Raw genomic sequence first — 22,679 nt, 5'->3', positions numbered from 1 at the left:
AAAAACCGGGGGACTAGCCCCCGGCAACTTCCACCTGGAAACCAGGGAGGATGACCACCGTTACGATCAGTCCGTGACGTACGGAATTTCGAAGCGGATCTGCTGGTTGGCAGCCAGCACAGCCCCCAGGACCGTCGCGTAAACCTCGACATCAGCCGGCGTGATGTAGTCGGCAGCGGCGGCCACCAGTACGCCGGTGTCGGCCGCGATCTTCCCGGCCGCCGAAATGTCCACGCCATCGGCCACGCCGTCGGCATCGATAACAACCTGCGTCTTGGCGTTGCGGATACCGATGCCCACAACCGAACTGGCAGTGCCGGCTCCGCCAACCGACGCCACGGCGCCCGTCAGAAACCGCGAATTGACCGGCACCGTGCCGAGCAGGATGGTGTCATTCACGGCATAGGCGGCATGGACCGCCGGGAGGGTAGCAACCAGCACGCGCTGGCGGCCGTGGGATTCAGCGGGCATCAACTTCTTGCGGTCCGCCACTTTCTGCGCCTGAACGCTATTGACTTCAGCCATGGTGTTCTCCTTGATCGATGCGATGCGTTAGATGACGAAGTCGATGGCGACGACTTTCTCTTCCTCGACGCGCACCGCGCCGTGGGAAGCGGCCATATCCACCTGCATCAGGTTCTTTTTGTCCTTGCGGCGGCCTGCCGTGCCTTCCACGTAGCCAGAGCCGAAGTGCAGGGCGCTATTGGTCCAGGCCGCGATGCGCGCCGTGGTGCCGCCGGTGACCTGCACGGCCTCGTACGGGATCCACTTGAAGCCCATCCAGCGGCCAGCGACGTCGCCGTCTTGGAGCATCTTCACGGCCAGGAAGTCAGCGCTGGTGAGCGTCGTGTCCGCGAGGATGTCTTCCAGCATGTCGGACGTGTAGACGATGTTCAGTTGCTCGCCCGCGTGCTGATCGGCTTCGTTCTTGCGGAACATCTTGCGGGCCAGGATCAGCTTGGCCTTGGTGAATCCCGTGCCGCCGGCAGCGATGATCTGCGACGACGGCAGCGCAATCTGTGCGCCTTCCTTGGTCTGAGCATTGCCGATCAGTGCCTTGAAGATGATGTCGTCCTTACGGCGGTTGTGCGACGAAACCAATGACTGGTTGTAGGAGCCAGACAGCGGGTTGGCCAGCAGCTTCGGTTCGTCGTTGCGGTCGACCGGCAGCGCTTGGAAGAAATCGCGCATCAGCGCAACGCGCGTGCTGTGGGTGGCTTCGGAAAAAACGGTGTCGCCGTGGCGCACCGTGTTCTCGGGCATGTCGTCCAGCGGCGCCAGGCGGTTGGCCGTGAACGATTCACCAGTGATGTTGCCGCGGTCATGGACCGAACCGGCAAGGCGGGATTCCATCTGCTGGGCTTGCAGACGGATTTGGTTGTCCCACTGGACGACGAATGCTTGGGTGATCGTATTGGACATGGAAAACTCCAAAGGGAAATTGGTCTGTTCAATTCGCCTTTCGGGTTGTCCGGATTTCCGGGCCCGGGAGTCGCCCACTGCTGCCGGCTACCGCACCACTGGGAGGGCTCTTTCCGGTTGTCCGCGTGCCATGCGGGCCGGTTGAATGCCCGCAATGGTCACGCTTGAGGGGTGTCGGAATCCCGACTTTTTGAGGTGCTACATCACGGCTTCGGTGCCGTGCCTGCGTTCGTAGTAGGCGCGAACCTGCTTGCTGACTGCATCGTGCTGGGGGTGGCGCGGGTTGCGGTATGCCTCGGACAGTTCCATTTCGCGCACGGAGTCTTCCGTGACGCGCTGGGCATGGCCGCCGACGGGCCGGTCTTCCTGGAACTCGGAACCCAGGCCCGCCATGAGACGCAGGAACACGGGGTGATTGCCCAGGCCGGACTGCTCCACTTCTTCCATGCTGACGCCGGATTTCTGGATAGCGGCGCTGGTCGCCGCGTGGGCCAGGCCTGCGTGCCGCTCAAACTCGCGGCCGGTTCCCCACTTTGCCTGCAGGTGCTCGGTAGCCTGTTCTTGGTCGAACTCCGCAGCACCCTGGGCCAGCTTCGGCGCCATCTTGAAGTAGGCATCCATTACGACGTCGATCTGCTTTTGCGACATGCCCGCTTTATGCGCGCTTTCCAGAAACTCGCCCATGTCGGGATCGGACCGGACGTCAATGTCCTTGAAAGCGTCCGGCGGGGTGATCGCGTAGTCGGTATGGGTTTTGGGAGGCGCATCCGCGGAGCCGTTGCGCTTTTCCAGGTGGCCATAGCTCTCGGCCAGCTTTCGCGCGGACGCCTCGATATCCAGGTCGCCGGCTTCGTTCTTGATCTGGAACTTTTCGGGGATCCAGTCGCCTGGCGTGGATGTGTCGGTGCCTGCGCCCTTGGACAGCAGCGATTGATCCGCCCCGGCTTCAGCAACTTTGGCGGTGGCGGCAGCGGCTGCAGGGTCTTGTGCAACCGTGCTACTGGCGTCGGAGCCAGCGGCCGCGGCATCGCCACCACCGCCGCCACCACCCTCCGCGCCGGCTTCGTTCATGACCGGGAAATGACGTTTCCACATTGTTTACTCTCCTTGGTCGGCGTTAGGGTCCGGGACGCCGTTCGCCCGGTTTATCTGCGTAACGATGAATTCGCACACCTGGCGCATGCCGTCGCGTTGGTAGGTTTTGAGCACGGCGTCGATGCCGCCCTCGGTCGCGGCGGGCCGGGAGAATCGGCGCACCAGGTCTTCCAACACCGCCGCGCCGCGCCGGTCGTCTTCGAAGATCGCCTTGTAAACCGACGGATCTACGCTCATTGGTTGGTCGCCGCTTGCTGGACAGACGCGCTAGCGGCCTCCATGCCGATCTGGTCCTGCATGGCCTGCTGCTGTGCCTCCTGTTGCATTTCTGCGCGTTGCTTTCGGATCGCCGCCACTTGTTCCGGGCTCCGGATAAGCTTCGCCGGGATGCCGCGACCATCCGCAGCCAGGCGCACACCTTCGTCCACGTCAAAGCTGTCCCAGACTGTGGGGTCGCCCTTTTCCTGCGCCAGCGCTGCCACCGAAGCAAAACTGCCCTCGATGGCGCTGACTTCCTCCATTTTCTGGCTCTTGGCCATGGGAGACAGGTAGACCACTGTGTAGGGCCGCCCGGCTAGCGACTGCGGCGGAGGGTCGAAGAGACCGCCCCGGAATGCGAGGCCGAAACAGCGCGCGATCAGCGGCTGCAGGTATTCAGCTTGCAGGCGACCATAGACCGGGCCGAGTAGCTGACGGATAAGGTTGACCCGCACATGGAACTCAGTGGCCGTGCGCGGCTGTCCTTCCATCGGTGGCAATTGGTCGGCCATCAGCGTTTTGCGGATCTGAGCCTGCAACTGCTCCTTTTTCGTGAACGACACGTTGAAGTCGGCACCGGTTTGCAGCGCCTTCATGCTGTCGGTGTCGTTGGCCACGATGATCTTGCGCGGGCCCACTTTGACGGTCTGGGGGTTTAGCACGCCGTCATCCTTGGCGATCCACATGCCGGACACGGCCAGGTCGACGGCGGCAAGTTCCATCTTGGAAAGCTTGTTGAGCGACTTGACGTCGGGCAGCGCATCGAACATGGGGCCGATGGCATAGCTGGACTGCGGGATCAGCGTCCAGCGCGGTGCGGTGAAGGGCCGCTCGTGGTAGCCGGATTCCCGCATGGTGGCCTTGCTGTCGCAGTCGACATGCACGGACGCAAACGGCATGTTCTTGGCCCGCACCGCACCCGCGCGGCCTTCGCGGCGCGGGTAGATTGCATGGGTCAGGTTTACCGGCTCGTCGAACTTCTCGTTTTCGTACAGATCCCGCACTTTCTCCGAGACGTTGCCGATGCCGAACTCGGAAACGCATTGCTCGACTGTCAGCGTGTAAGGGCGATACACCGTATCGATCGGGCCGCCAGGCTTAGAGGCGGCGCAGTAGCACTGAGACGTTGGCCACTGCTCAAAGTGAAATCCGTTGATCGATCCATCTTCATCGACGCTCTCGCCGATGAAGAGCACGAACCAGCCGACGGCGACAATATCCAGCATGCATTCGAACGAGTCCGCATCGAAGTTGCTGGCGTGGATAGCTTTCCAGAGGCTGTCCGCCGACTCATCCAGCCATGTCTTTTCGTCGTCCACTTCTTTCCAGACCGTCATGCCGAACCAGCGCGAATTCGCTGGGGTGACACCCGTCTGGATGCCGGAAGCCAACTGGCGTCCCGAATCCGTGCTGGTGGTGTCGCACAACTCGGCTCGCTTGGACTGGACGCCGGAAATATCTTCCGTGTCGCCGTTAAAGCCTTGGGATCTGATGGGAAAGGAATAGTCGTAGCAGTCCCGCCACGTCTGTTCATGCTTGGAACGCAGCCCCTTCAGGACGCCAAGCCGGCGGATAACTTCAACTGCCACGCTGTCGTTTGACACGGCGGCTTACTCCCCGAGTCGGCCCTTGCCATAGGCGAGAACCGATGATGTTTGCGCGGTGCTGGCGGGAGCACCACCGGCCAGCAGGCTGCCTGCGCGGCGTTGTTTCGCCCGCTCGGCCGCTTTGGCGTTGGCCAGGGCAGCAGCCTCGTTCTCAGACGCCTGCTGTTCATCCGCGACGGTCTTGGTGGCATCGGCCTGAGCGGTAGATGCATCCGGCGCATCCGGCTTCTCTGCACCGCCGAGCATGTCGCCGAAATCGCTGGCGGTGGGCAAGCCGGCCTTGTTGAGCTGCTTGTCCACGGCCTTGCCGATCGGATCGATCTTGTTGACGACACCCGCCACCTTCTTGATCGTCTTGCCGATGCTGCCCATGGCTACGCCTTTTTCTCGGGCGGATTGGGCACGACCCAGCCATCGGCGGATAGCACGGGCGCGGTGAGTTTGGTGGCGTCGATGTCTTCGGCGCGCATGCGGCGGTAGTCGCGCGGCGCGCCAGGCTTGGTGGTGGTAGTGCCGGACGCGGCGGTCTGGCTGGCGCGCAACAGCGCGATTTCCGCATCCTGTTCCTGGATACGCTGCTGAGCAAGCTTCAGTTCGTCCTGCGCCGCCAAGGCATCCGCCGCAGCTTGGTCAGTGCCGGCGCTCGTGTCCGCTACGGATTCGCCCGGGGTCTGGGTGCTGTCGTCTTGGCTGGCGGGGCTGGCCGGGGCGGATTCGCCCGGGGTCTGGACATTCAGGTTGCGGCGGGTCATGGTTGGCTCCGTCTGTTGGCAGAAGATCGGAGCCGATTGTGGTTCTCGGCTGTGGTCGGAATCCCGACTTTTTAGCCTCTGGACTGAGCCAACCTGCTGGAGAAAACGTCATTCCGACGTGTGGGAAGCGATTCACGCGGCAACTGCGTGGTCTCGCTCCAGAACCGGATTACGGTTTCCCCGTCCTGGTGCCGAGGCTCCGAGCCCTGCGCCCATCCGATCATGGTCACCCTGGGTATCCCGGTGTAGGCCGCCACGTCGTGCATGGTGTACCCCTCCCCGCGTAGGGTGAGAAACACGCGGTTCCAATCGATGGGCGGCGCGGGCGTGATGGGCGTCATGGTTCGGTCCCTCCCCGGTTCTCGACGCGGCTGACGGCGTGGACCAGGGGCCGCTGGGCCTGGGCTGCACGGGCGGCAGCAGCGCGGATCCAGCGGTCCGGCGTGTAGACCGGCGCGTGCAGGGCGTCGTGCTGGCGGCTGGGTGCGGGCACACCGTCGGGCATGCTGGCGAACCGTTGCAGGTAGCTGATGGCGTCGCCGCGATCAGGCCGTGGCCAGGCCGTGTTCCGGTGGATGGCCGCGACGATTTCGGCTTCGGTTGCGGCTTCCTTGGCGAAGCGGTAGCCCAGGCGGCGCAGCTTTCGGGCACATTCGTTGCGCGCCTTGCGGGCGATGATGTTTTCGTCAGGGGTTCGGGCCATCTTTATCTCCGTGTTCTTCGGCTTCGCGCCGGTATGCCGATTTCAGCCCCCACATGGCGAGGCACACGCATGCCGCCAGAAAGCCCAGGCCGCCAAGGACGATCCACCAGCCGTTCATGCTGACTTCCCCCGAACTTTGGATTCCATGAAATCGTGCGTCTCCTTCTCCTCGCGGGTCGCGGGGTAAGGCGTGCCGAATAGCGCGGTTCCTGACGGCAGTTTCTTGCCATGCTGGTTCAGCCGCACACCGCCATCAATCACGCGGCCGACAACAGGAATCACCCCACGCGGCGGCAGCACGAACAACTCGCGGTACTCGTGCTGTGCCCCGGCATCAATTGCCGCATGGACGGTACGCGGATCGCTGGACCAGGACGACCACGCCCCGCCCTCTGCGCGGACTCGAAAGACGGTCATTGCCGGCGCATCAGCACCAGCGGCGCCATGGCGCAGGATGTAGGCGGCGGCCTTCAAGGCCAGTTTCAGTCGTTGAATCATGCTGCACGCTCCTGTGCGACCGCCCAATCCAGCACGGCCAATGCATCCGCATCGTTGTCCGTCTCCGGACGGAACCCCCTGGCGCGCGCCTGCGCGATCATCGTGGCCTTGTCCGCCCCGCCCTTCCCCGTCCAGTGCTTTTTCACGGTCTGGACGTTCGTGCCCACCAGCTCGATGTTGCGGCGGTCGGCGGCCATTTCCACGAGGGCGCGGAAAGCGCCGTAGCAGTGCGCATCGCGGACGCCGGCGTGAAAGCTGACGTGTTCGTAGGCGATACGGCCCACCTGGTGAAGGTCCAGCAGCTGGCCAAGCCAGGACTGAAACCGCAGCCAGCGCTGGCCATCCGTCCAAGACTTGCGCGGCGCAAAGCTCTGCGTGCCGTGCACCACCTTGCCGTCACGCTTGCGCACCGCGTAGCCCGTCTTCGTGCCCAGGTCCAGCGCCAGGATGCCGATGTTGATCGCCGGCGCGGGCGTCTCAGGGGCGAACAGGCCGGCTTGGCCAGAATCCAGGCCCAGGGGTGGAGCTTCCCGGCGCACCTGGGCGTCAGCTTCGAAGAATGCACACGAGAGGCAATCCTCGCGCAGCCCACGCATGGCGCAGGTTATGCACGGCGTCACGGTGCGGCGCGAAACGTGCGCGCGCGCGACAGACGGCGAGTGCGCAGTGCCCGCAAAGGGCTCATACGCCTCCAGCTCGGGCATGGAAAGGATGGTGTCGTTCATGCGAGGTCACCCACGAGGTCAACGGCCTTGTGCCAGCTTTCGCGGGCGGCCTTGGATTTTTGGTCAGGGTCGGTAAGGCGGTTCTGCGACGTGGCGCATTCGGCGACCAGCGTGCGCAGCATGGCGTCGCCCAGGGATTGGGCAGTCTTGCGTTTTGAATTGACGTAGGCGTCGGCGAAGTCGTTGCGGTCGTGCCGGCGCAGCCACGCAAGCACGTCCTGCGGCACGGGCTGGCCGGGGTAGGCGTTTTTCAGCCGTCCGGCGAGGATGAACAGGTTGCGCCGGTTGTGCATCCGGGTGGTGATTCCCGCCTGCTCGGCGTATGGCACGCCGTGGTGCAGGTGGCAAAACCAGTCGCATGACCCCGTGGTGCTATCCGCGATGGATCCGGGCAGCATGCAGCCTCGGACGCAGCACAAGCGGGGGTTATGTCCTGGCGCTTGACCCGAGACGAGGGCGGCATCGTTGGCGTAGCTCATGCGGCTTGCTCCTGTGCGCCGCGTTGGCGCAGGGCTTCGAAGATGCGGTCTTTGAACGCCGGATAGTCCTCGCCACCACGGGCGAAGAGTCCGATTTCACGGCCTTTGCGATCGATGCCGCCGTTCGACATCCACCAGCGGTCCTGGTCCTGCTTCGGGGCGGCGCCCGGCTTCGGCTTGTCCGGCACGTTGTCGGCGGCGGTGCGCATGGTCGTCAGGACCTTGACCAGGTACGGCCAGGGGATCGGCTCCGGGGCGGGCTTGGACTGACGGGCGGCTTCGACGGCGGCCAGCGCTTCGTCCTCGGTCAGGCCTTTTTCGACCCATTCCCGGAAGTCCGGGCGGCCTGGTGCGACGTCGATGCCCTTGCTGCGCAGCAGCTTGGCCAGCAGGCCGTAGGGCGTTGGGTTGGGCAGGTATCCAGCTTCAGCCGGAAAATCGCTCTCGTGCGCTGTTTGCTCTTGAGACAGTGTTGGAGAGATATCTTCCCTTCCTATTCCATTCCCTTCCATTCCATTCCCTTCCGGGGTGAGGAGTCGGCGAGCGTTCGACGAGGGGGTGTCAATTTCTCTGTGGAAAAGGCCGGATGCTTGTACGTCGGCTTGTCGATCTTCTGGTGATGCCAGCCAGTTACGTGCAGGAAGTCCTTGTTTTCATGGGAGTAATAGGCGATTAGCTCATTCGACGATAGCTCGTCGAGTAGTCGCTGAACATCTGCCGACGAAATATCGTCTCCGGGGAACACATTGGCCTTGATGGTCTTCGGGCTTGCAACGTGATTGCCGGCGTCGTCGCAGAAGTTCCACAGCCCAATGAACAGGAGGCGAGCAGTCGGCGAGCAGTTCATGACCTGTTCGCTGGTCCAGAACTCGGGTTTTACGGTACGGATTCGGGCCACGATCACGCCCTCCTGTAAGCGAAAGGCTTGCGCACCAGTTCATGGAACGCGTTGGCCGCATCTGGGTTGTGATCAAGCTCGGCGCGCGACCCAACACGGCACACGCGGCGGATGTAGTCGGCGGCTTCGTCAGCGCTGCGGGCGCTGCAAAAGGCCAGGAAATCGGGGTTCTTGCAGAGCTGCACGGCAAGCAAGCAGACAGGGCCGGTCCTGCGTCGGGTTGCGCTTCCCATCACTCGTCGTCCTCAAAAGCGAGGTGCCCGACGCCCTGGATTTGGTCCATGCGCTGCTTTGCAAAGGTCAGCATCGCGGCCAATGTCGCCTCGTCGTAGCACTTGTATTCCTGGGGGGTCGCCTTCAGGCTCAGCGACGCGAGGAACAGCGCCATGCGCTCAATCTCGCCCGGCCGGCCGTCTGTCTTCTTGTCCTTCCACCGGCTGATCGCAGACTCATCGAGCCCTACGCATGCGGCTGCATGCGCGTGTCCCACGCTCGCAAGGCGTTGCAGGATGATCTGTTCGATCCTGCGTGCGCGTGCGGATACGGCGGCGGAAGATTCAGGAATGGACATCACCCACCCCCTCTACTTTCTCGCGGCGCCTTCATGCTGCTTCCTGCGCTGGCGCCAATTCCGGCCAGATTCGGGCGAAATCGTCGGGCCGCAAGTCTTGGCGACGGCAACGGCCATCGGTAATCAGCTCGATATCGGCACCGTTCAGACCGGCCAGCTTGTAGCCGTAGGCGATCTGTCGCAGGTAGCCGATCGACGTGCCGCGCTGGGCGCAGCGCGCTTGCGCTTCAGCTTTTGGGGTTTCCCGCAGCCACTGGAGAAGCGGCTCGACGGGGACGCGGGTGTGGGTATGGGGATCTGTGCTCATGCGTAAAACTTTACCTGTAGGTAATCATGAAACGCAAGAGAAATCTTTACCTGCGGGTGGTTTACCCACGGGAGCGCAGCAGGCAACACTCGTGCCCATGAAGATGGATGACATTTATGCCCAGCGGCTTGAGCGCTTTCGCAGCCTCATGGAAAGCCGTTTCGGGGGAAAGCAAGCTGCTATCGCGGCGGCCGTTGGCAAGCCCGCGAACTACGTTTCGCGCGTCCTCAATGGATCAAAGAAACTCGGCGAAGAAATGGCGCGCGAATTCGAGGTCTCACTCGAACTGCCGCCATACTGGTTTGATGGCCTCGATGCTCTTGGCGCTTGGCCGTTCAGTTCAGTTGATCGCGCTTCTTTCGAAGCACTTACCCCGGAACAACGCCGAGGCATAGAGCAGTGGGTAGCGCGCCAAGTAGCCGCGTATGAGGACATCCCGAGTGTAAAAAGCCCCGGAGACGAAAAGGCCGCCTGACCCGCGGCAAGTTACCCTTGTATGGTCCTGTGGCAAATTTATTAGGTGATCTTTCCGTAATGAGAAATCTGCTTGCATTTTTGATGGCTGCAACAGTCCTGGGCACTGCCCACGCGGATCAGCCTGTTTCGCAAAGCCTTCAACCGATCATTGAGCGAGCGAAAGCACGCGCCCCGGTACTTTCAGGGTTACCGGTCGACACGCGCCTGCATTTGCTTTTGCCTATTCAGTACCCCGCCTGCCTGTATGCATCCTCACTCGGCGCGACGCAAAATGACGAAGAAGCGCATACGTTTCTTTTGGGGCAGATTGATGTAATGACAGACGCTGGAATGCAGACCGCCGACGTGCGGAGCCTGATTGCGTTTGGACATGGGGAATTTCTTGCCAGCTTAAGAGCTCGGCAGGGAAAACAGGTCGAAAAAGTCGGGCCTGAACAGATCCAAGCGATGGCTACATTCGCCCAAGAACGGTTCTCGGCACTTAAGTGCATAAAGACGTTCACCGATAAGCGCGTGGCGGACTCGATTCAGACAACCATTCGTGAGTCGATAAGAAAAAAATAGGACACTCGCCTCACCCTTCCGCCTCCGGGCGGATTTTTTTCGTCTGTTACAAAAAAGATTACCCATAGGTATTGAAGTAATAATTACCTACGGGTAATCTTTCTCCCATGCACTCACAACCCGTGAGCAACCAGGGAGAACCAGATGTCCGCAAGCCTGAAACTCTGCCGCCGCGTCTACCGTCTGGCGGAATCTCGCGGCCACGCCTTCAGCGCAAACGTGTATCTGTCGTTGCGCGCTGATGGCTGGAATGCCGAAGGCGCACTGCTCTACGCTCGCCGTGCCTACTGCGGCCAGTCCAAGGCGTATCGCCCGCGTGACCTGCGCCCCGCCTTCCCCGCCTAACCCCCACCCGCCCCGGTAGGGGCTAGGAGACCACCATGAACCGCAAGCCTTACCAAGTCGTGATGCGCCGGACCGAGACCCGCATCAGTGAGCAGACCGTCACGGTCCACGCGGAATCGGAAGCTGACGCCCGCGTGCTGGCCAAGTACGAAGACACGCCTTCGTACCTGTGGCAGGAAGAGGTCCGCACGGCCGTCGTCGACATCGCGACGATCAAGACTGCCGACGATCCGGCCACGCACTACGGGAATCTGGCGGCGCAGGTTGCGCACCAGGTTGCTGCTGGCGACGCGCGGAACTGATGCCATGGCCAACCCTCAACGCAAGATGACGCCCGAGCAGGAACTGCGCTCGGATCTGGAATGGGACATGCGCCTGGCGCTGCGCGATGGCAAGGATGTGGTCTTCCAGTACGCCAGCGGCCCAAGTTCCGAAGACCTTCCGAACGCCATCTATCAGGACAGCATCGGCAATATCGAATTGGTCGCGGCCTACAAGGATGCGGTGCAGGCCTTTGCCAGTGGTGAGACGCACGGCCGGATCGGCGAACTGTTCGCCAAGTTTCTGCGCGGGGCCAGCACCCACTACGTGGAAACGCTGGCTTCGGGTATCGAAGACCCCGAAATGCGCCTGCGCGTGACGTTCCAGCGGGAGGCGTGGTGAGCCTGCCTCTCTTCATCCTGTGCGGCCTGATCGCCGCTTACCCCTTGGGCCGTGTGGGCGACTTCTTCTCGCGCCTGTACGTCCGCTTTGATCCGTGGAGCGAAGCATGAGCGAAGTTCTGACCGTAGACGCGGCGTTCGAACGAGACATTCCCGCCGAGGATCGCGACGACGTGATGCAAATGATCTGCGAAACCGCGCAATGCGGTGACGACTACCACCCGCAGCACGTCAGCATCCTGAGCCGGGACCGCATCGACGCCATCAATGTGCGCGCCGAAGGCGTCCTGACTTTTGGCGATCGTGAATTCGCCTTCATCGTCCGCGACGGCAATTCGGATGGCACGGTGCTGGAAGGCTGGGAAGAGGCCGGCAAGCAGACGTTTGAGCCGTCGCCGCGCACCGAATGGACGCTCGCCCCGCAGCCCTCGCTGGTCAGCGATGCGATTGCCAACGGCAAAGGCCCGTTCTTGGTGGCGAAGTGGGACATCTTCATCCAGCGCCCGGAAATCGCCCGGATCACCGGCAACTACGCGTACGACCGCATGGTGCAGCCCGGCCTGAAGGTTGAACAGTACTGGAAGGCCGAGGCCGCCAAGCACCAGTTCGTCATCACGGACAAGGAAGACGCGGACAAAATCCGCGCCCGCCTGCTGGCCGCGCGAGGTGAAGCATGAGCGGACACCGTTTCAATCAAGTAGCCGAGTTCACCGGCCCCGGTGGCTGCACGGTGGAAGGTTTGATCTCGATCGAGTTCGAGTACCACAAGGCTGATCCATCGGTCGGTGTGGCCCATAGCATCACCGTCGAACACATCGTCATCGTGATCGGTACCGACAGCTACGAATTCGATGGCGATTACCACGCCGCCGACATAGTGGATGCCTGCTGGCTCCAACTGCGGTACGAGCGAGAGCGCGCCGAATGCGACCACGCCGACATGCTGCGCGACGAGCGAGGTGCCCAATGATCCGCCGCCTCCTGCGCGACCGAGACGCCCGCTTGTCCGCATTCATCGTCGCCGCCGTGCTGACCGCCGTGATCTTTGGCTACGGCGACCGCCAGCAGCGCGACGAGCAAGCCCAATCCCCCACCCTCACCACCCAGGACGGCGGCAGCAAGACCGCATACGCCGCAAAGGACTGAATCATGACCGACATCACCATCAACATCGACGACTACCTGTCGGACGAAGAAAAGCGCCAGATCGCCCGCGACGAGTTCCGCGCGGCTTGCGCGCGCCGCTCTGCCGCCGACTTCGAGCGCATCCTGAGCAATGCCGCATATGAGCTGGTCCAGAAGGAAGTCGATGCGGCTTTCGACGGCAACATGGCCGAAGTCGTGCGCACGAAGGCGGTCGAGGTCATCAACAAGCTGTCCGACTACACCGTATTTCGCCGCCCTGACGCCTGGGACCGCGAGGCCAGCAAGGGCTGGACCTACCTGCAAGAAGCCATTGAAGCGGCCAAGCCGGTCATGGCTGAGCGCGTGCTGTCGATCATCGCGGATCTCGACGGCGACGACCTGCGCGGGCGCCTGGATGGCCTGATTGGCGACGTCATCGTTTCGAAGCTGACCGCGCCGTCGACGGTGGAAGCATGAACAACCTCGCAGTCATCACCCAAGACATCTACAGCACGCGCGAGTCGTTTGCGGCTGTGCTGACCGACCAGAACATCAGCTTCGAAAAGGAAGCCGGGTTCGCCATCCAGGTCTTGCAGAACAACGAATACACGCTGAAGGCGGCAATGAACGACCGCCAGGCGGTGGTCAACGCCGTGAACAACGTGGCGGCCATTGGCATCAGCCTGAACCCTGCAAAGAAGCAGGCCTACCTGGTGCCGCGCAAGAACAAGATCTACCTCGAAATCAGCTACATGGGCCTGATCGACCTCGCTGTATCCACTGGGTCCATCAAGTGGGCACAGGCCGCGCTGGTACACGAGAACGACGGCTTTGCCCTGAACGGGTACGACGCACCGCCGACGCACACATTCAATCCGTTTTCGACGCAGCGCGGCGCGCTCATCGGCGTTTATGTGGTGGTCAAGACTGCCGACGGCGACTACCTGACGCACACCATGAGCATCGCCGACGTGTACGCCATACGCGACCGCTCCGAGGCCTGGAAGGCTGGAAATAAGGGTCCGTGGAAGACCGATGAAGGCGAAATGGTGAAGAAGACGGTTGTGAAGCAGGCCTACAAATATTGGCCCAAGACTGAGCGCCTGGACCAAGCCATCCACCACCTGAACACCGACGGCGGAGAGGGGATCAACTTCAGCGACAGCAATACCCCCACCGTTGACCCCGACCTGCTGCCGCGCCTGCGCAAGAAGGTCGAAGCCGCGCGAGATGCCGACGAACTTGCCAAGGTCTGGAAAGACGGCCTGGGCGAGGTTCGCGCCACCAAGGACATGAACACCTACAACGCCTTCAAGACTGCCGTGGCGGCGCGCGGTTCTGTGCTGCGCGGCGAAGCGGTGCCCACCGAAACCCCGCCGGACGACGGCAACACCATCGACGAGCAGCCGCACCGCACGTCTGACGCTGACGACGGCTTCGGCCGTGATGACCAAGGAGCCGCAGATGCTGATCGTTAATTGCGAACAGGGCAGCGACGACTGGCACGCCGCTCGGGCCGGCGCTATCACCGCCAGCATGTTTTCCACGGCCCGCAAGAAGGTCAACGTGCTGGACGAGCGGCAGAGCCTGTATGTGGCCTACCGCAAGGCCGGCATGGACGAAAGGGAAGCGATGGCCAAGGCGGGGTACAAGACCGCGCCGCGCGCAGAAGCCATCGCCCTGGCACTGGCCGGCAAGCCGGTGGGCGACTTTTCCGACGAGGCCAAGAACTACGCCTTCCGTCTGGCGGTTGAGCGGATTTCCGGCCAGGCGCTGGACGAAGGCTTTCAGAACTGGGCCATGCGCCGCGGCAACGAACTGGAGCCCGAAGCCCGGATGGAGCACGAAGCTCAAACAGGCCTGTTTGTGGAGCGCGCTGGTTTCGTGCTGACCGATGACCGCATCTTCGGCGCCAGCGCTGACGGCCTCATCGAAGAAGACGGCGGCAGCGAATACAAGTGCTTCCTCGATCCGGCCAAGCTGCGCGCCTTCCACATCGACAACGACCCCAGCGAGGTCATGGACCAGGTGCAGGGCTGCATGTGGATCACCGGCCGCAAGTGGTGGCACATCGGCCTGTACTGCCCCGCGCTGGCGCCCGTTGGCCGTCAGCTTTGGTGGCAGGAATTCAAGCGCGACGACGACTACATCGAAAAGCTCGTGGACGACCTGATGGAGTTCAAGGGCCTCGTCGACGGCTACGAACAGCACCTGCGCCGAAAGGCCGCCTAACCCTTCCCCAGCAGCACAACCTACGGAGCCGACATGGCATTCGAACTCGAAAAGACCCGCGCCAAGCTGATCCACCTGAACCCGCGCCCCGAGAAGCACGGGGAGGAAAACGTGCCGGCCTGCGACCTCAAGGTCCAGGTGCAGGCAGGCAGTGAAATCCTGTCGATGATCCACCCGACGCTGCGCGCCATGCTCTACAAGGCCGACGAACACCAGGGCCAAATCGACGGCGAGAACGTCCCGACCGTGCGCCGCTTCGGCGATCTGATCGAACGCCTGCGCCTGGGAGTCAAGCTGGTGGGCGCCAGTGTCGTGATCGGCTTCGGCCTGGGCGGCACTGGCTCGGACATTGAGCTGGAGACGGTAGACGTCGATGGGTTTTCAGCGGAATTAATGGAAGGTGGCAGCGTGATCCTGACCTTCCGAATCAAGGCCACGCCCAGCGGCGAGCAGATGAAGCGCCTGTACGAAGTCATGGGCGGCGAAATCGACATCAGCATCACGCCCGCCATCGAGAAGCAGGCCACCTTGGGTCTGACCCTGGAATAAACCCTTCGGCCGGCGCGGCGGCGGGGCTACCTCAAGCCACCCCCAACCGCTGCCGGTGCCGGCCACCTACACAGAGAACGACATGAAACCCGAAACCGCGCTCAAGCTGGTGAGCGACTATTCCGCCCTGACGCGCGCGATCAGGGATTGCAAGAAGGAAATCGCGGAGACGTTGAGCGCCTGCCCTGGCCCGAACCCGCCGCGCATGAAGTCACAGGGCGTGAACGACCCTGCCACCAATCACCTGGATGGCTGGTACACGCCGGAAACGATCGTGGACCACTGGGGCGAGGAACAGCTTGATTACCTCGATATCGGCGAAGCGCAGCGCGAGGAATGCCCGCACTGCTACGGCGCACACCTGGCCATCCAAAAGCGGAAGGCGCTGCGCCGTAGCCTGGGGTCCGTCAAGGCCGCCATGACCAAGCTGGGTGCGCAATGACCCACGCCCGCAAGCCCCGCCGCAACAAGCGCTACGTGCCCAGCATAGCTCGCCTGCCGATGACGGGTGCTATGCGGGACCGCATCGCCACGCACATGCACGGCGCTTTCGCTGCGCTGCGCCTGGCGCCCAGCGCCGAAGCCTTCGACGCCCTGGCCAACATCGTGAACATGATCGGCCTGACCGTGCAGAACGATCCGGCATTCCTCCAGCAGTACCTGTTGATCAACGGCGCGGCGCGAACCATGAACCAGATCGGCGCCAAGTGTGAGGCCGGGCTTGCGTTGCGTGACCACGAAATTGCATCGCTGACGGTCGCCGTCAGTGCCATAGACGACATCCTGCCGCGCATAGACGTCGCGCGGCTCTTCATCAACGAACACATCGCTGTCGCCCTGGTCCGGGCGGGGCAGACCAAAGGAGCCTGAAATGACCGAATACGAAATCACCCATGGCCTTTCCCAGGATGCTCCCGGGCCGCTTGAGCCGGTGGAGGTGGCAAAGGTGCCTGAGAGCATGAACACAGAATGGAAGCCTATCGCCAGCGCGCCCGAAAACGAAGGGCGCCCGCTCTTCTGCGAACTGTGCTGGGGACCGGAAGGCGATCAGTCTGTAGGCACTGGATTCCGCCACAACGAGAAATGGTATGCGGCTGGCTTGTTCTACTGCTTGGGCCAGGAAAAGCGCTACGAGCTTCGCGAGGTTGAAGTTCAGCCGACACACTGGAAGCCGCAATCTGATCTTCCTGACGAAGAGAGCGCCGCCCCTACCTCGCACCCTATACCCACCGGAGCGACGGGGGATCGCGACTGGGAACTGGCGTGCGACGAGTGCAACGGCTCCGGCCATGTGTTCGTCAAGCACCAGGTCGCCGAGCGCAAGACCGACGTGCAGGAGTTCAAGGAGGAATGCGAGGCCTGCGAGGGTCGCGGCTTCAACATCGCGTTCGAGGACATTCCGGGCATTGCGGCCTACGTGAAGTCGTGCCGGCCGGCTCCCGCTGCTGGCGATGCGCAGGACGTGATTCTGGTCGCATTGCAGGACCTGCATGCCCTCGTCTGGGGAGAATGTCCGTCGCTTCTGAATGAGGATAGCGGCGGCAATTCTGCGCTCGATATGCAGGTTCGAGAGGCCATCGAGGCGGCCCAGTCCCATAAGAAGAGGAATGGGTGATGGAGGTAGCTGCCTTGTTCGTCGAGACGGACGGGACCTATTTCGGCGTGCCTGGCGTGCAGCCCTGGGACGAGCATCGGGATGCACGAACCTACGCCGGCCCCCTCCCCGTCGTCGCGCATCCCCCCTGCCAGCGCTGGGGTAGGTACTGGCACGGGGCCCCGAACAAGCCCCACCAGTTCAGGCTAGGTGAAGACGGCGGTTGCTTCGCCGCGGCGCTCACGGCGGTGCGCAATTACGGCGGCGTAATCGAGCACCCAGCCGATTCGCACGCCTGGGCGTGGTTTGGCCTGCGCAAGCCGCCCAAAGCCGGCCGATGGGTTCGCGCCGACGCCCTGGGGGGTTGGACCTGCCACGTCGAGCAAGGCCACTACGGGCACTTGGCACGCAAAGGGACATGGCTTTATGCCTGCGGAACCGATCTACCAGAGCTGAAGTGGGGCCGCTCCCCGCAGCGCATCCACCCTCGCGCCATTGAGCTGCACGGCTACGAGAAGGCCAGACGCATCGGAATGATGGCCATGGTGGGCGGCAAGGACAAAACTCGCATCCGTAACGCCACGCCGCCCGAGTTCCGCGACGTGCTGCTGGCCATCGCCCGCAGCGCTGGGCAACCCATCGACAAGGATCTTTTCTCATGACCTACACAAACACCGCCGCCATTGCCCAGCAGAAGGGAGAGGCGTGATGAAACGGTATCTCTACACCGCAAGCGTCACCGCCGCGAGTGGCCACCAGGTCTTTTACATCGACGCCGCTAGCCAGGAAGAAGCGGACGCCCGCGCCCGCAAAGGCGACTCTGACGGCATCCACTCAGAGGAAGTGATGGTTGATGACCTAAGCGCGCTGGACCCGTGCGGCGAAACCACGCTGGACGATTACGGCGATTTCCCGCCTGACGACGCCCAGCCCACCACCAAGGAAAGGACATGACTGAGAACAACGCCGCCCAGCCTGGGCTGACGGATGAAGAAATATTGCACCGCTGGGATATCTATGTCAGCGACCCCTGCGCGGCCTATCCGCTAACCGACGCCGACAAGATTGACTTCGCCCGCGCCATCGAATCCGCCCTGCTGTCCAAGCTGCGCGCGGAGGGCGTGCCGGCGGGCGATGAGCGGGCGATAGATGCTGCCGCGCTCCTAGGCAAGTACAAGAAGCTCTGCATCGAAATCGGGCGGGGTGACTCGTACCATTTGAGAAGGATCGACGCAGCAATCGCCGCCCTGGCGAATACACCTAGCGCCGTGCCGGAAAATTGGAAGTTGGTGCCGATTAAGCCGACGCCAAAAATGATGGAAGCGTGGTACGACGCCTTCAACGCGAACATAAAAAGCGCGGCGCGATCCACCTTGGCCTACCGGGCATTGATCGATGCGGCCCCTGACGCCCTGGCAAGCGCCCCTGTAGCCGAGCCATACGACAGCGAACAACGTTGCCGGGCCTACTACGACAGCGATTTGCGTCCGTTCGCCGCCGATGGGTTGACCTACAACGTGTGGCAAGCCGTATGGCACGCCGCGCAGTTCGACCGGGCCATGTACCCGAACAGTTCGAAGCCCCGGCCGCATAGCGCCCCTGCAGCCGGAGAGGCTCAAGGCGTTTCGGTGGAACGGCTGGCGAAGGATCCGTTCCTCGCCGCGCAACTTTGGCGCAACCCCGTGGACCGCGCCCCTACATCCGAGCTATTCGATGCCGAATTGCGCATCGGCGTCAGCGCCACGGATCAAGGCGCGACCATCTGCATCATGCAACCACACACGGACGGCACCATCACCGTTGTCTACACCGAAACGCACCCGCTTGGTGACAGCTTAGGCCGCGCCGTCCTGGCAAGGGGATCGAAATGACGAGTAAAGCAGAATTTGAAAGACTGCTGGACGTGTACGGGTTCCGTTGCGAACGCTTCGGACAAGACCTATCCACCCACGCCCGCGCTCAAGTGGTGGCGGCTTTCTCCGCCCTGGCAAGCGCCCTTGTGGCCCGTGACAAATTCACCCATAACGACGATTGCGCCCGTTACTTGGCAAGCGCCCCTGTAGCCGGGGAGGCGCTTACTGCGGAAGACGTCGAACGCCAGTACCGCGATGGGGTGCACATCGGAAGCGGCTTGCCCCGCGCTACCTGCCCGTGTGGCTTTTGCTCCAAGCATCGGCACGGCTTTGAGCGTGGTGATGACCTTGCCGCGCCCCAGGCCAGCCAGCTGGACTTCACCAATGCATACGAAGGAGCGCGCGAGGATATGGCGATCTGGAAGCGCCGGGCGCTGGAAGCAGAAAACCTGCTGCGGATCGAACGTGACACGGCGCGGCGGTTGGTCGCGGAACTGAACGCGGCGAACGGGCCGACCAACATGGGCGAACCCGCGCCCCAGGCCAGCGAGGCGGTGCGAACGGAAGCGCTGTATTTGCTCCGCGAGGCGCGCGCGCTGCTGCCCATGTTCGCCACCGCTGAAGCCATCGGCGACTGGTCGGAGAAAGTGAACCGGTTCGCAGCGGGCGACGTGATCGACATCCCGCCCCACGCTGACAAGGACGGCGGGGATTGCGCGAAGGGTGCGGGGGATGTGGCGATGCGCGATGCGGCTTTCGAAGCGGTGCGCAATCAATTGTGCAAGCTGCCGCGCTACAGCTTTTTGAGCGACGGGTACGGCGCCGTGCGACGGGTCAAGGATAGATCAGGCAGTTGGATTGTCTTTGACTCCGCGCACGCCCTGTTCGACCCGGTATCGGTTGACGCCGCCTTGTCCCCCACCCCGTCAGTCGTCAAGCAATCCTTGACAGCTACACAGACGGGCGAGAAAGGAGAGAAAGATGCGCAGTGATCGCGAACTGTTGGAGCTGGCGGCGACGGCTGCCGGCCTGGAATTCCACTGGATCCGGCTGGATAGCGGATGGCTGATGCAAGCATCTGAGCCAGGCAGCCGCAGCGAGGAATCATGGAACCCCTTGGTAAACGATGGCGACGCGCTGCTTCTGGCCGCCGATTTGCGTCTCCAGTTCGAAGAGGCCGGCGACCATCGATGTATACCGAGAACCCCGGAATGGGATGGCGTATGGATTGTGAAACAAATACGACACCGGCGGGACACACGGAACATCGTTGTGACTGAGGAGCATGGCAAAGACCGCATAGGGGCATTACGCCGCGCAATTGTCCGCGCTGCCGCCGAGATTGCCGCCCAGCACCCCCGCACGGACGGAGGCGGACGTGAATAAAGACGAAATCGAAGCCATCGCGCAGCGGCCTACGTGCTGCAAGGCGTGGGGCGAAGCGGTCACCCTGTCGCGAGCCGAGCGGGATGCGCTGGTGGCGATGGCGCGGGATGGGGCGAACGCCCCAACACTTGTTGCTGCGCTGCGGCTTGCAGAAAACGAAATGCGCTATGCGGGCTGGTTTGAGCCGCAGTCTGACAACGCCGGCCAAGAACCCGCCTATGCCGCCGTGGTTGCAGCGTTGGCCGACACCTCGGCAAAGGAGCGGTAAATGGCACACGCAGCCCAACAACAGGCGACGGCCGCGGCGCCGAAGCTGCTATATCGCATCGCCGACGTGTCGCACGCGGTCGGCCTGTCCAAGGGGGAGATTTACAAGCGAATCAGGGCCGGCACCTTCCCAAAGGGCACACCCATCAGCCGACAGATCGTGGTCTGGAACCCTGACGATGTCCGGCGATGGGCCGAAAAACAGTTTGTACCCTCAGATGTACCCCAAGAGGACAAACAAACCACCTGACCACCCGGAAAGCCGCTCCAGTAGCGGCTTTTCCATTTCCGGCGAATATTCGCGGAAATAGCAGCCGATCCATCGATTGGATCGCAGCGCATGAAACGACTGAGTGTCCAAGGCGCCCCAACGCCCATCGGGCCCCAACCATGTCGAACCACGGCGGCGCAATTCATGCCGCTTCAAGGGGCAACGTTTGCTGACGGGCCAGGAATTGCGGCGCGTGGCATTGCGCTTTTGCAGGTAGGCATAGCGGTCGACAGCCTGCTCCACAGCTGGCCGCAGCCCCGCTTTGCGCGTACCGACGTTACGCTGGGCGAACCCGGGCCACGCATCCGACAGCAAATGCAACGTAAGCCCCGGCGCACGGGGCAACTTGCCCGAATCCTGATCCGAGTCAGTCATGTTGGCTTCCAGGACCTTGCGCATGATGCGCTCGCGCGAAGCCGACAGCCCGGTCATGGCCGAAGCCGCCGCGGCTTCCAACACCCGATGCACAACGTAGTCATGTTGTGCGAACGCATTGGCCAAGCGGGACTCAGCATCGGGCACTACCTGCCCTGCCCGATAAGCAAGCCCCATATCCGGGCCAAACAGCATGGCGATCAGGCCGGCAGGCGGGTTGCCGCGGGTACGTTGAGCGTGCATGGTACGGCCGTACTGGGCGGCGGCGGCCAAGGTGACCAAGTGCGCCATGGCGACCTGGTGCGCAATCTGCGTACGGTTCAAATAAGCAAGGGCATTGAGCGTGCGCGCTTGCTCAAGCGCGCCGCTATAGGCCGCCGCGTCCGCCGCATGGGTCAAGCGCATGCGGCCTTCAGCAGTTTGACCCAGGTTGTAGAGCACAACCAGGGATGCCGCCGCGACCGACACGATCATCATGCCCAGCACCAACGCCTGGCCCTGCTGAACGCCGGAAGACACCCGCATCCGCGTCATCACTTCGCATCCGAGGCATTGCCGGTAAAGGACTTGAGAGACCGTGCCTTGGCCTGAGCCGCGGCCTTCTGAGCCGCCTGCTGTGCCGCGCGCGTCTGTGTGCCGCCGTCTTCCCCTGCAAGCTCGCGCGCCATGGCGGCGGTTTGGGAACGAACCACCTGACCGAAGTACTGATAGACGGCAATAGCCGCCACCGCCACCAGCGCCACGACGACTATGTATTCCGTCAGACTATCTGAAAGAATCTATAAGATGTTGATTCGTATGCGTTTTCGGTGCAGTCCAGTCTAAAACGATACGGCGTTTTGGCGTTCGTAAGTCATTGATTTGAATAGGACCGATGAACAGTTTTAGACAGCCTAATCGTCTGCCCCCGGCCAGTCGCAAAGCCTGACGCCTAGCTCGTTGTGCGTCAGGATCTGCCGCGCCGTCCCGTCCGTCAGCACGTCATGCTGGCTGATGAAGATCGGCAGCGACACCATGCAGAATTCAGCGACCACCGGTTCCCTTGTCGCGCACCCACTTGCGATTAAGCTCAGCAGCAGCGCCGCCGTCGTCCATCCGATTGATCTTAGCGTGAACATCGCGCACTTCCTTGGCGGATTCGACCGCCTGTTTGTTGATCTGGTCGCGGACTTCCTGGCGGCCGTCTGACTTGCCCTTGAGGCGGACGCCGAAGTACGCCAGGATGACGGCCACCCCTCCAGCGATGTAGGGCCAGAATTCGAGTAGGAGGGTCATGGCGTCTTGTCTCCCGCCGCGATGGCATAGGCAGCATTGGCCCCCAGGAACAACGCACGTTCGGCAGCACGTCGGCGGCGCAGGCCCTTGAGCGACTTTCCGCCCGCCTTATCCCAGCGTGGGAACTGGTCAGCGGCCAGGGCGATATCCCCGGCGTTGAACAATTTGACCAGCGTGGATCCGGTGAACGCCCCTACCCCGATGTTGTAGGCGAGGCACACCATCGCGTCGAACTGCTCCTGACGCATGCCCACGGCGACCGCTGCCCGCACCCCTGGCTCGAAGTCCCGAGCAAGTCGGCGCTCTAGGCGGTCTTCCGCCTCCTGCCGCGTGATGACCATTCCGGGCAATACGTTCTCGGTATCTCCGTAGCCGATGGTCCACACCCC

At 62.7% G+C, this 22,679-nt stretch carries 44 protein-coding genes; 22 read left to right on the top strand and 22 right to left on the bottom strand.

Annotated elements, in window-relative coordinates; translation table 11 throughout:
- Window positions 1-66: 66 nt before the first annotated feature.
- The 17 genes from ELS24_RS10515 to ELS24_RS10440 all read right to left on the bottom strand — a co-directional run bounded on the left by ELS24_RS10515 (window position 67) and on the right by ELS24_RS10440 (window position 9,315).
- On the bottom strand, window positions 67-525 hold the full coding sequence (locus ELS24_RS10515) for a hypothetical protein (protein ID WP_127184074.1): 459 nt from the start codon (window positions 523-525) through the stop codon (window positions 67-69).
- 27 nt (window positions 526-552) lie between these two features.
- On the bottom strand, window positions 553-1,422 hold the full coding sequence (locus ELS24_RS10510) for a phage capsid protein (protein WP_205736961.1): 870 nt from the start codon (window positions 1,420-1,422) through the stop codon (window positions 553-555).
- A 198-nt stretch (window positions 1,423-1,620) separates the two neighbouring features.
- Complete coding sequence (locus ELS24_RS10505; RefSeq protein ID WP_127184072.1) at window positions 1,621-2,517, bottom strand: hypothetical protein; 897 nt, start codon at window positions 2,515-2,517, stop codon at window positions 1,621-1,623.
- 3 nt (window positions 2,518-2,520) lie between these two features.
- Window positions 2,521-2,754, bottom strand: a complete 234-nt coding sequence (locus tag ELS24_RS10500) for a hypothetical protein (protein ID WP_127184071.1) — start codon at window positions 2,752-2,754, stop codon at window positions 2,521-2,523.
- Window positions 2,751-4,379: a portal protein gene (locus ELS24_RS10495; protein ID WP_127184070.1), complete on the bottom strand. Its 1,629-nt coding sequence runs from the start codon at window positions 4,377-4,379 to the stop codon at window positions 2,751-2,753. The genes ELS24_RS10500 and ELS24_RS10495 overlap by 4 nt, the downstream gene beginning before the upstream one ends.
- Before the next feature lie 6 nt (window positions 4,380-4,385).
- On the bottom strand, window positions 4,386-4,754 hold the full coding sequence (locus ELS24_RS10490) for a hypothetical protein (protein ID WP_127184069.1): 369 nt from the start codon (window positions 4,752-4,754) through the stop codon (window positions 4,386-4,388).
- Between the two features lie 2 nt (window positions 4,755-4,756).
- The gene (locus tag ELS24_RS10485) at window positions 4,757-5,134 is read right to left on the bottom strand and encodes a hypothetical protein (RefSeq protein WP_127184068.1); all 378 of its coding nucleotides are present in this window, start codon (window positions 5,132-5,134) and stop codon (window positions 4,757-4,759) included.
- Window positions 5,135-5,471: 337 nt separating this feature from the next.
- Window positions 5,472-5,837, bottom strand: coding sequence for a hypothetical protein (locus ELS24_RS10480; RefSeq protein WP_127184067.1), 366 nt, complete (start codon window positions 5,835-5,837; stop codon window positions 5,472-5,474).
- Window positions 5,821-5,955, bottom strand: coding sequence for a hypothetical protein (locus ELS24_RS31515; protein WP_275066571.1), 135 nt, complete (start codon window positions 5,953-5,955; stop codon window positions 5,821-5,823). Before ELS24_RS31515 ends, ELS24_RS10480 begins: the two co-directional genes overlap by 17 nt.
- Window positions 5,952-6,335 (bottom strand): hypothetical protein, encoded by a 384-nt coding sequence (locus ELS24_RS10475; protein ID WP_127184066.1) that lies wholly within the window; start codon window positions 6,333-6,335, stop codon window positions 5,952-5,954. Before ELS24_RS10475 ends, ELS24_RS31515 begins: the two co-directional genes overlap by 4 nt.
- Window positions 6,332-7,060 (bottom strand): crossover junction endodeoxyribonuclease RuvC, encoded by a 729-nt coding sequence (locus ELS24_RS10470; protein WP_240669483.1) that lies wholly within the window; start codon window positions 7,058-7,060, stop codon window positions 6,332-6,334. The genes ELS24_RS10475 and ELS24_RS10470 overlap by 4 nt, the downstream gene beginning before the upstream one ends.
- Window positions 7,057-7,539, bottom strand: a complete 483-nt coding sequence (locus ELS24_RS10465) for a hypothetical protein (protein ID WP_127184065.1) — start codon at window positions 7,537-7,539, stop codon at window positions 7,057-7,059. Before ELS24_RS10465 ends, ELS24_RS10470 begins: the two co-directional genes overlap by 4 nt.
- Window positions 7,536-8,051 carry a hypothetical protein gene (locus ELS24_RS10460; protein ID WP_127184064.1) on the bottom strand — a complete coding sequence of 172 codons (516 nt, stop codon included), beginning with the start codon at window positions 8,049-8,051 and terminating at the stop codon, window positions 7,536-7,538. Before ELS24_RS10460 ends, ELS24_RS10465 begins: the two co-directional genes overlap by 4 nt.
- Window positions 8,033-8,437 (bottom strand): hypothetical protein, encoded by a 405-nt coding sequence (locus ELS24_RS10455; protein WP_127184063.1) that lies wholly within the window; start codon window positions 8,435-8,437, stop codon window positions 8,033-8,035. The genes ELS24_RS10460 and ELS24_RS10455 overlap by 19 nt, the downstream gene beginning before the upstream one ends.
- A gap of 2 nt (window positions 8,438-8,439) precedes the next feature.
- Window positions 8,440-8,631, bottom strand: a complete 192-nt coding sequence (locus tag ELS24_RS10450; protein ID WP_127184062.1) for a hypothetical protein — start codon at window positions 8,629-8,631, stop codon at window positions 8,440-8,442.
- A 38-nt stretch (window positions 8,632-8,669) separates the two neighbouring features.
- On the bottom strand, window positions 8,670-9,008 hold the full coding sequence (locus ELS24_RS10445) for a CII family transcriptional regulator (RefSeq protein WP_127184061.1): 339 nt from the start codon (window positions 9,006-9,008) through the stop codon (window positions 8,670-8,672).
- Window positions 9,009-9,039: 31 nt separating this feature from the next.
- Entirely contained in the window at window positions 9,040-9,315 is a 276-nt protein-coding gene (locus ELS24_RS10440) for a hypothetical protein (RefSeq protein WP_127184060.1), read from the bottom strand.
- Here ELS24_RS10440 and ELS24_RS10435 point away from each other — a divergent pair.
- From ELS24_RS10435 to ELS24_RS10330, 22 genes are all read left to right on the top strand, one after another.
- The gene (locus ELS24_RS10435; protein ID WP_127184059.1) at window positions 9,314-9,790 is read left to right on the top strand and encodes a helix-turn-helix transcriptional regulator; all 477 of its coding nucleotides are present in this window, start codon (window positions 9,314-9,316) and stop codon (window positions 9,788-9,790) included. The two genes, ELS24_RS10440 and ELS24_RS10435, sit on opposite strands and share 2 nt — an antisense overlap.
- A gap of 59 nt (window positions 9,791-9,849) precedes the next feature.
- A complete protein-coding gene (locus ELS24_RS10430) occupies window positions 9,850-10,356 on the top strand; it encodes a hypothetical protein (RefSeq protein WP_127184058.1) in 507 nt (168 codons plus the stop codon).
- Window positions 10,357-10,500: 144 nt separating this feature from the next.
- Window positions 10,501-10,701: a hypothetical protein gene (locus ELS24_RS10425; RefSeq protein WP_127184057.1), complete on the top strand. Its 201-nt coding sequence runs from the start codon at window positions 10,501-10,503 to the stop codon at window positions 10,699-10,701.
- Window positions 10,702-10,736: 35 nt separating this feature from the next.
- Window positions 10,737-11,003 carry a hypothetical protein gene (locus tag ELS24_RS10420; RefSeq protein ID WP_127184056.1) on the top strand — a complete coding sequence of 89 codons (267 nt, stop codon included), beginning with the start codon at window positions 10,737-10,739 and terminating at the stop codon, window positions 11,001-11,003.
- A 4-nt stretch (window positions 11,004-11,007) separates the two neighbouring features.
- Entirely contained in the window at window positions 11,008-11,364 is a 357-nt protein-coding gene (locus tag ELS24_RS10415) for a hypothetical protein (RefSeq protein WP_127184055.1), read from the top strand.
- Between the two features lie 106 nt (window positions 11,365-11,470).
- Window positions 11,471-12,040, top strand: coding sequence for a hypothetical protein (locus ELS24_RS10410; protein WP_127184054.1), 570 nt, complete (start codon window positions 11,471-11,473; stop codon window positions 12,038-12,040).
- A complete protein-coding gene (locus ELS24_RS10405; protein WP_127184053.1) occupies window positions 12,037-12,333 on the top strand; it encodes a hypothetical protein in 297 nt (98 codons plus the stop codon). Before ELS24_RS10410 ends, ELS24_RS10405 begins: the two co-directional genes overlap by 4 nt.
- On the top strand, window positions 12,330-12,509 hold the full coding sequence (locus ELS24_RS10400) for a hypothetical protein (protein ID WP_127184052.1): 180 nt from the start codon (window positions 12,330-12,332) through the stop codon (window positions 12,507-12,509). The genes ELS24_RS10405 and ELS24_RS10400 overlap by 4 nt, the downstream gene beginning before the upstream one ends.
- A 3-nt stretch (window positions 12,510-12,512) precedes the next feature.
- Entirely contained in the window at window positions 12,513-12,965 is a 453-nt protein-coding gene (locus tag ELS24_RS10395) for a hypothetical protein (RefSeq protein ID WP_127184051.1), read from the top strand.
- Window positions 12,962-13,966 (top strand): recombinase RecT, encoded by a 1,005-nt coding sequence (locus ELS24_RS10390; RefSeq protein WP_127184050.1) that lies wholly within the window; start codon window positions 12,962-12,964, stop codon window positions 13,964-13,966. The genes ELS24_RS10395 and ELS24_RS10390 overlap by 4 nt, the downstream gene beginning before the upstream one ends.
- Complete coding sequence (locus ELS24_RS10385) at window positions 13,953-14,720, top strand: lambda exonuclease family protein (RefSeq protein WP_127184049.1); 768 nt, start codon at window positions 13,953-13,955, stop codon at window positions 14,718-14,720. Before ELS24_RS10390 ends, ELS24_RS10385 begins: the two co-directional genes overlap by 14 nt.
- A 33-nt stretch (window positions 14,721-14,753) precedes the next feature.
- Window positions 14,754-15,269 (top strand): hypothetical protein, encoded by a 516-nt coding sequence (locus ELS24_RS10380; protein WP_127184048.1) that lies wholly within the window; start codon window positions 14,754-14,756, stop codon window positions 15,267-15,269.
- An 82-nt stretch (window positions 15,270-15,351) separates the two neighbouring features.
- Window positions 15,352-15,711 (top strand): hypothetical protein, encoded by a 360-nt coding sequence (locus ELS24_RS10375; protein WP_127184047.1) that lies wholly within the window; start codon window positions 15,352-15,354, stop codon window positions 15,709-15,711.
- Entirely contained in the window at window positions 15,708-16,139 is a 432-nt protein-coding gene (locus tag ELS24_RS10370) for a hypothetical protein (RefSeq protein WP_127184046.1), read from the top strand. Before ELS24_RS10375 ends, ELS24_RS10370 begins: the two co-directional genes overlap by 4 nt.
- Before the next feature lies 1 nt (window position 16,140).
- Complete coding sequence (locus ELS24_RS10365) at window positions 16,141-16,884, top strand: hypothetical protein (RefSeq protein ID WP_127184045.1); 744 nt, start codon at window positions 16,141-16,143, stop codon at window positions 16,882-16,884.
- Window positions 16,884-17,525, top strand: a complete 642-nt coding sequence (locus ELS24_RS10360) for a hypothetical protein (RefSeq protein WP_127184044.1) — start codon at window positions 16,884-16,886, stop codon at window positions 17,523-17,525. Before ELS24_RS10365 ends, ELS24_RS10360 begins: the two co-directional genes overlap by 1 nt.
- A gap of 46 nt (window positions 17,526-17,571) precedes the next feature.
- A complete protein-coding gene (locus ELS24_RS10355) occupies window positions 17,572-17,817 on the top strand; it encodes a hypothetical protein (RefSeq protein WP_127184043.1) in 246 nt (81 codons plus the stop codon).
- The gene (locus ELS24_RS10350) at window positions 17,814-18,734 is read left to right on the top strand and encodes a hypothetical protein (RefSeq protein ID WP_127184042.1); all 921 of its coding nucleotides are present in this window, start codon (window positions 17,814-17,816) and stop codon (window positions 18,732-18,734) included. The genes ELS24_RS10355 and ELS24_RS10350 overlap by 4 nt, the downstream gene beginning before the upstream one ends.
- 32 nt (window positions 18,735-18,766) lie before the next feature.
- Window positions 18,767-19,708 (top strand): hypothetical protein, encoded by a 942-nt coding sequence (locus tag ELS24_RS31055; RefSeq protein WP_205736960.1) that lies wholly within the window; start codon window positions 18,767-18,769, stop codon window positions 19,706-19,708.
- Window positions 19,698-20,102: a hypothetical protein gene (locus ELS24_RS10340; protein ID WP_127184041.1), complete on the top strand. Its 405-nt coding sequence runs from the start codon at window positions 19,698-19,700 to the stop codon at window positions 20,100-20,102. Before ELS24_RS31055 ends, ELS24_RS10340 begins: the two co-directional genes overlap by 11 nt.
- Entirely contained in the window at window positions 20,095-20,370 is a 276-nt protein-coding gene (locus ELS24_RS10335) for a hypothetical protein (protein WP_127184040.1), read from the top strand. Before ELS24_RS10340 ends, ELS24_RS10335 begins: the two co-directional genes overlap by 8 nt.
- A complete protein-coding gene (locus tag ELS24_RS10330) occupies window positions 20,371-20,619 on the top strand; it encodes a helix-turn-helix transcriptional regulator (protein WP_127184039.1) in 249 nt (82 codons plus the stop codon).
- On the opposite strand, the gene ELS24_RS10325 is transcribed toward ELS24_RS10330, so the two are convergent.
- The 5 genes from ELS24_RS10325 to ELS24_RS10310 form a co-directional block, all read right to left on the bottom strand.
- Window positions 20,584-21,549, bottom strand: a complete 966-nt coding sequence (locus ELS24_RS10325) for a hypothetical protein (protein ID WP_240669481.1) — start codon at window positions 21,547-21,549, stop codon at window positions 20,584-20,586. The genes ELS24_RS10330 and ELS24_RS10325 overlap by 36 nt on opposite strands.
- Entirely contained in the window at window positions 21,549-21,779 is a 231-nt protein-coding gene (locus tag ELS24_RS10320; RefSeq protein ID WP_205736984.1) for a hypothetical protein, read from the bottom strand. Before ELS24_RS10320 ends, ELS24_RS10325 begins: the two co-directional genes overlap by 1 nt.
- 129 nt (window positions 21,780-21,908) lie before the next feature.
- Window positions 21,909-22,049 carry a hypothetical protein gene (locus ELS24_RS30850; RefSeq protein WP_164741239.1) on the bottom strand — a complete coding sequence of 47 codons (141 nt, stop codon included), beginning with the start codon at window positions 22,047-22,049 and terminating at the stop codon, window positions 21,909-21,911.
- Window positions 22,039-22,290, bottom strand: coding sequence for a hypothetical protein (locus ELS24_RS10315; protein WP_127184037.1), 252 nt, complete (start codon window positions 22,288-22,290; stop codon window positions 22,039-22,041). The genes ELS24_RS30850 and ELS24_RS10315 overlap by 11 nt, the downstream gene beginning before the upstream one ends.
- Complete coding sequence (locus ELS24_RS10310; RefSeq protein WP_240669480.1) at window positions 22,287-22,676, bottom strand: lysozyme; 390 nt, start codon at window positions 22,674-22,676, stop codon at window positions 22,287-22,289. The genes ELS24_RS10315 and ELS24_RS10310 overlap by 4 nt, the downstream gene beginning before the upstream one ends.
- Window positions 22,677-22,679: the final 3 nt, after the last annotated feature.

Source organism: Achromobacter spanius (assembly GCF_003994415.1).
GTDB lineage: Bacteria > Pseudomonadota > Gammaproteobacteria > Burkholderiales > Burkholderiaceae_B > Achromobacter > Achromobacter spanius_C.
This window is presented reverse-complemented; position numbering and strand designations above follow the sequence as displayed.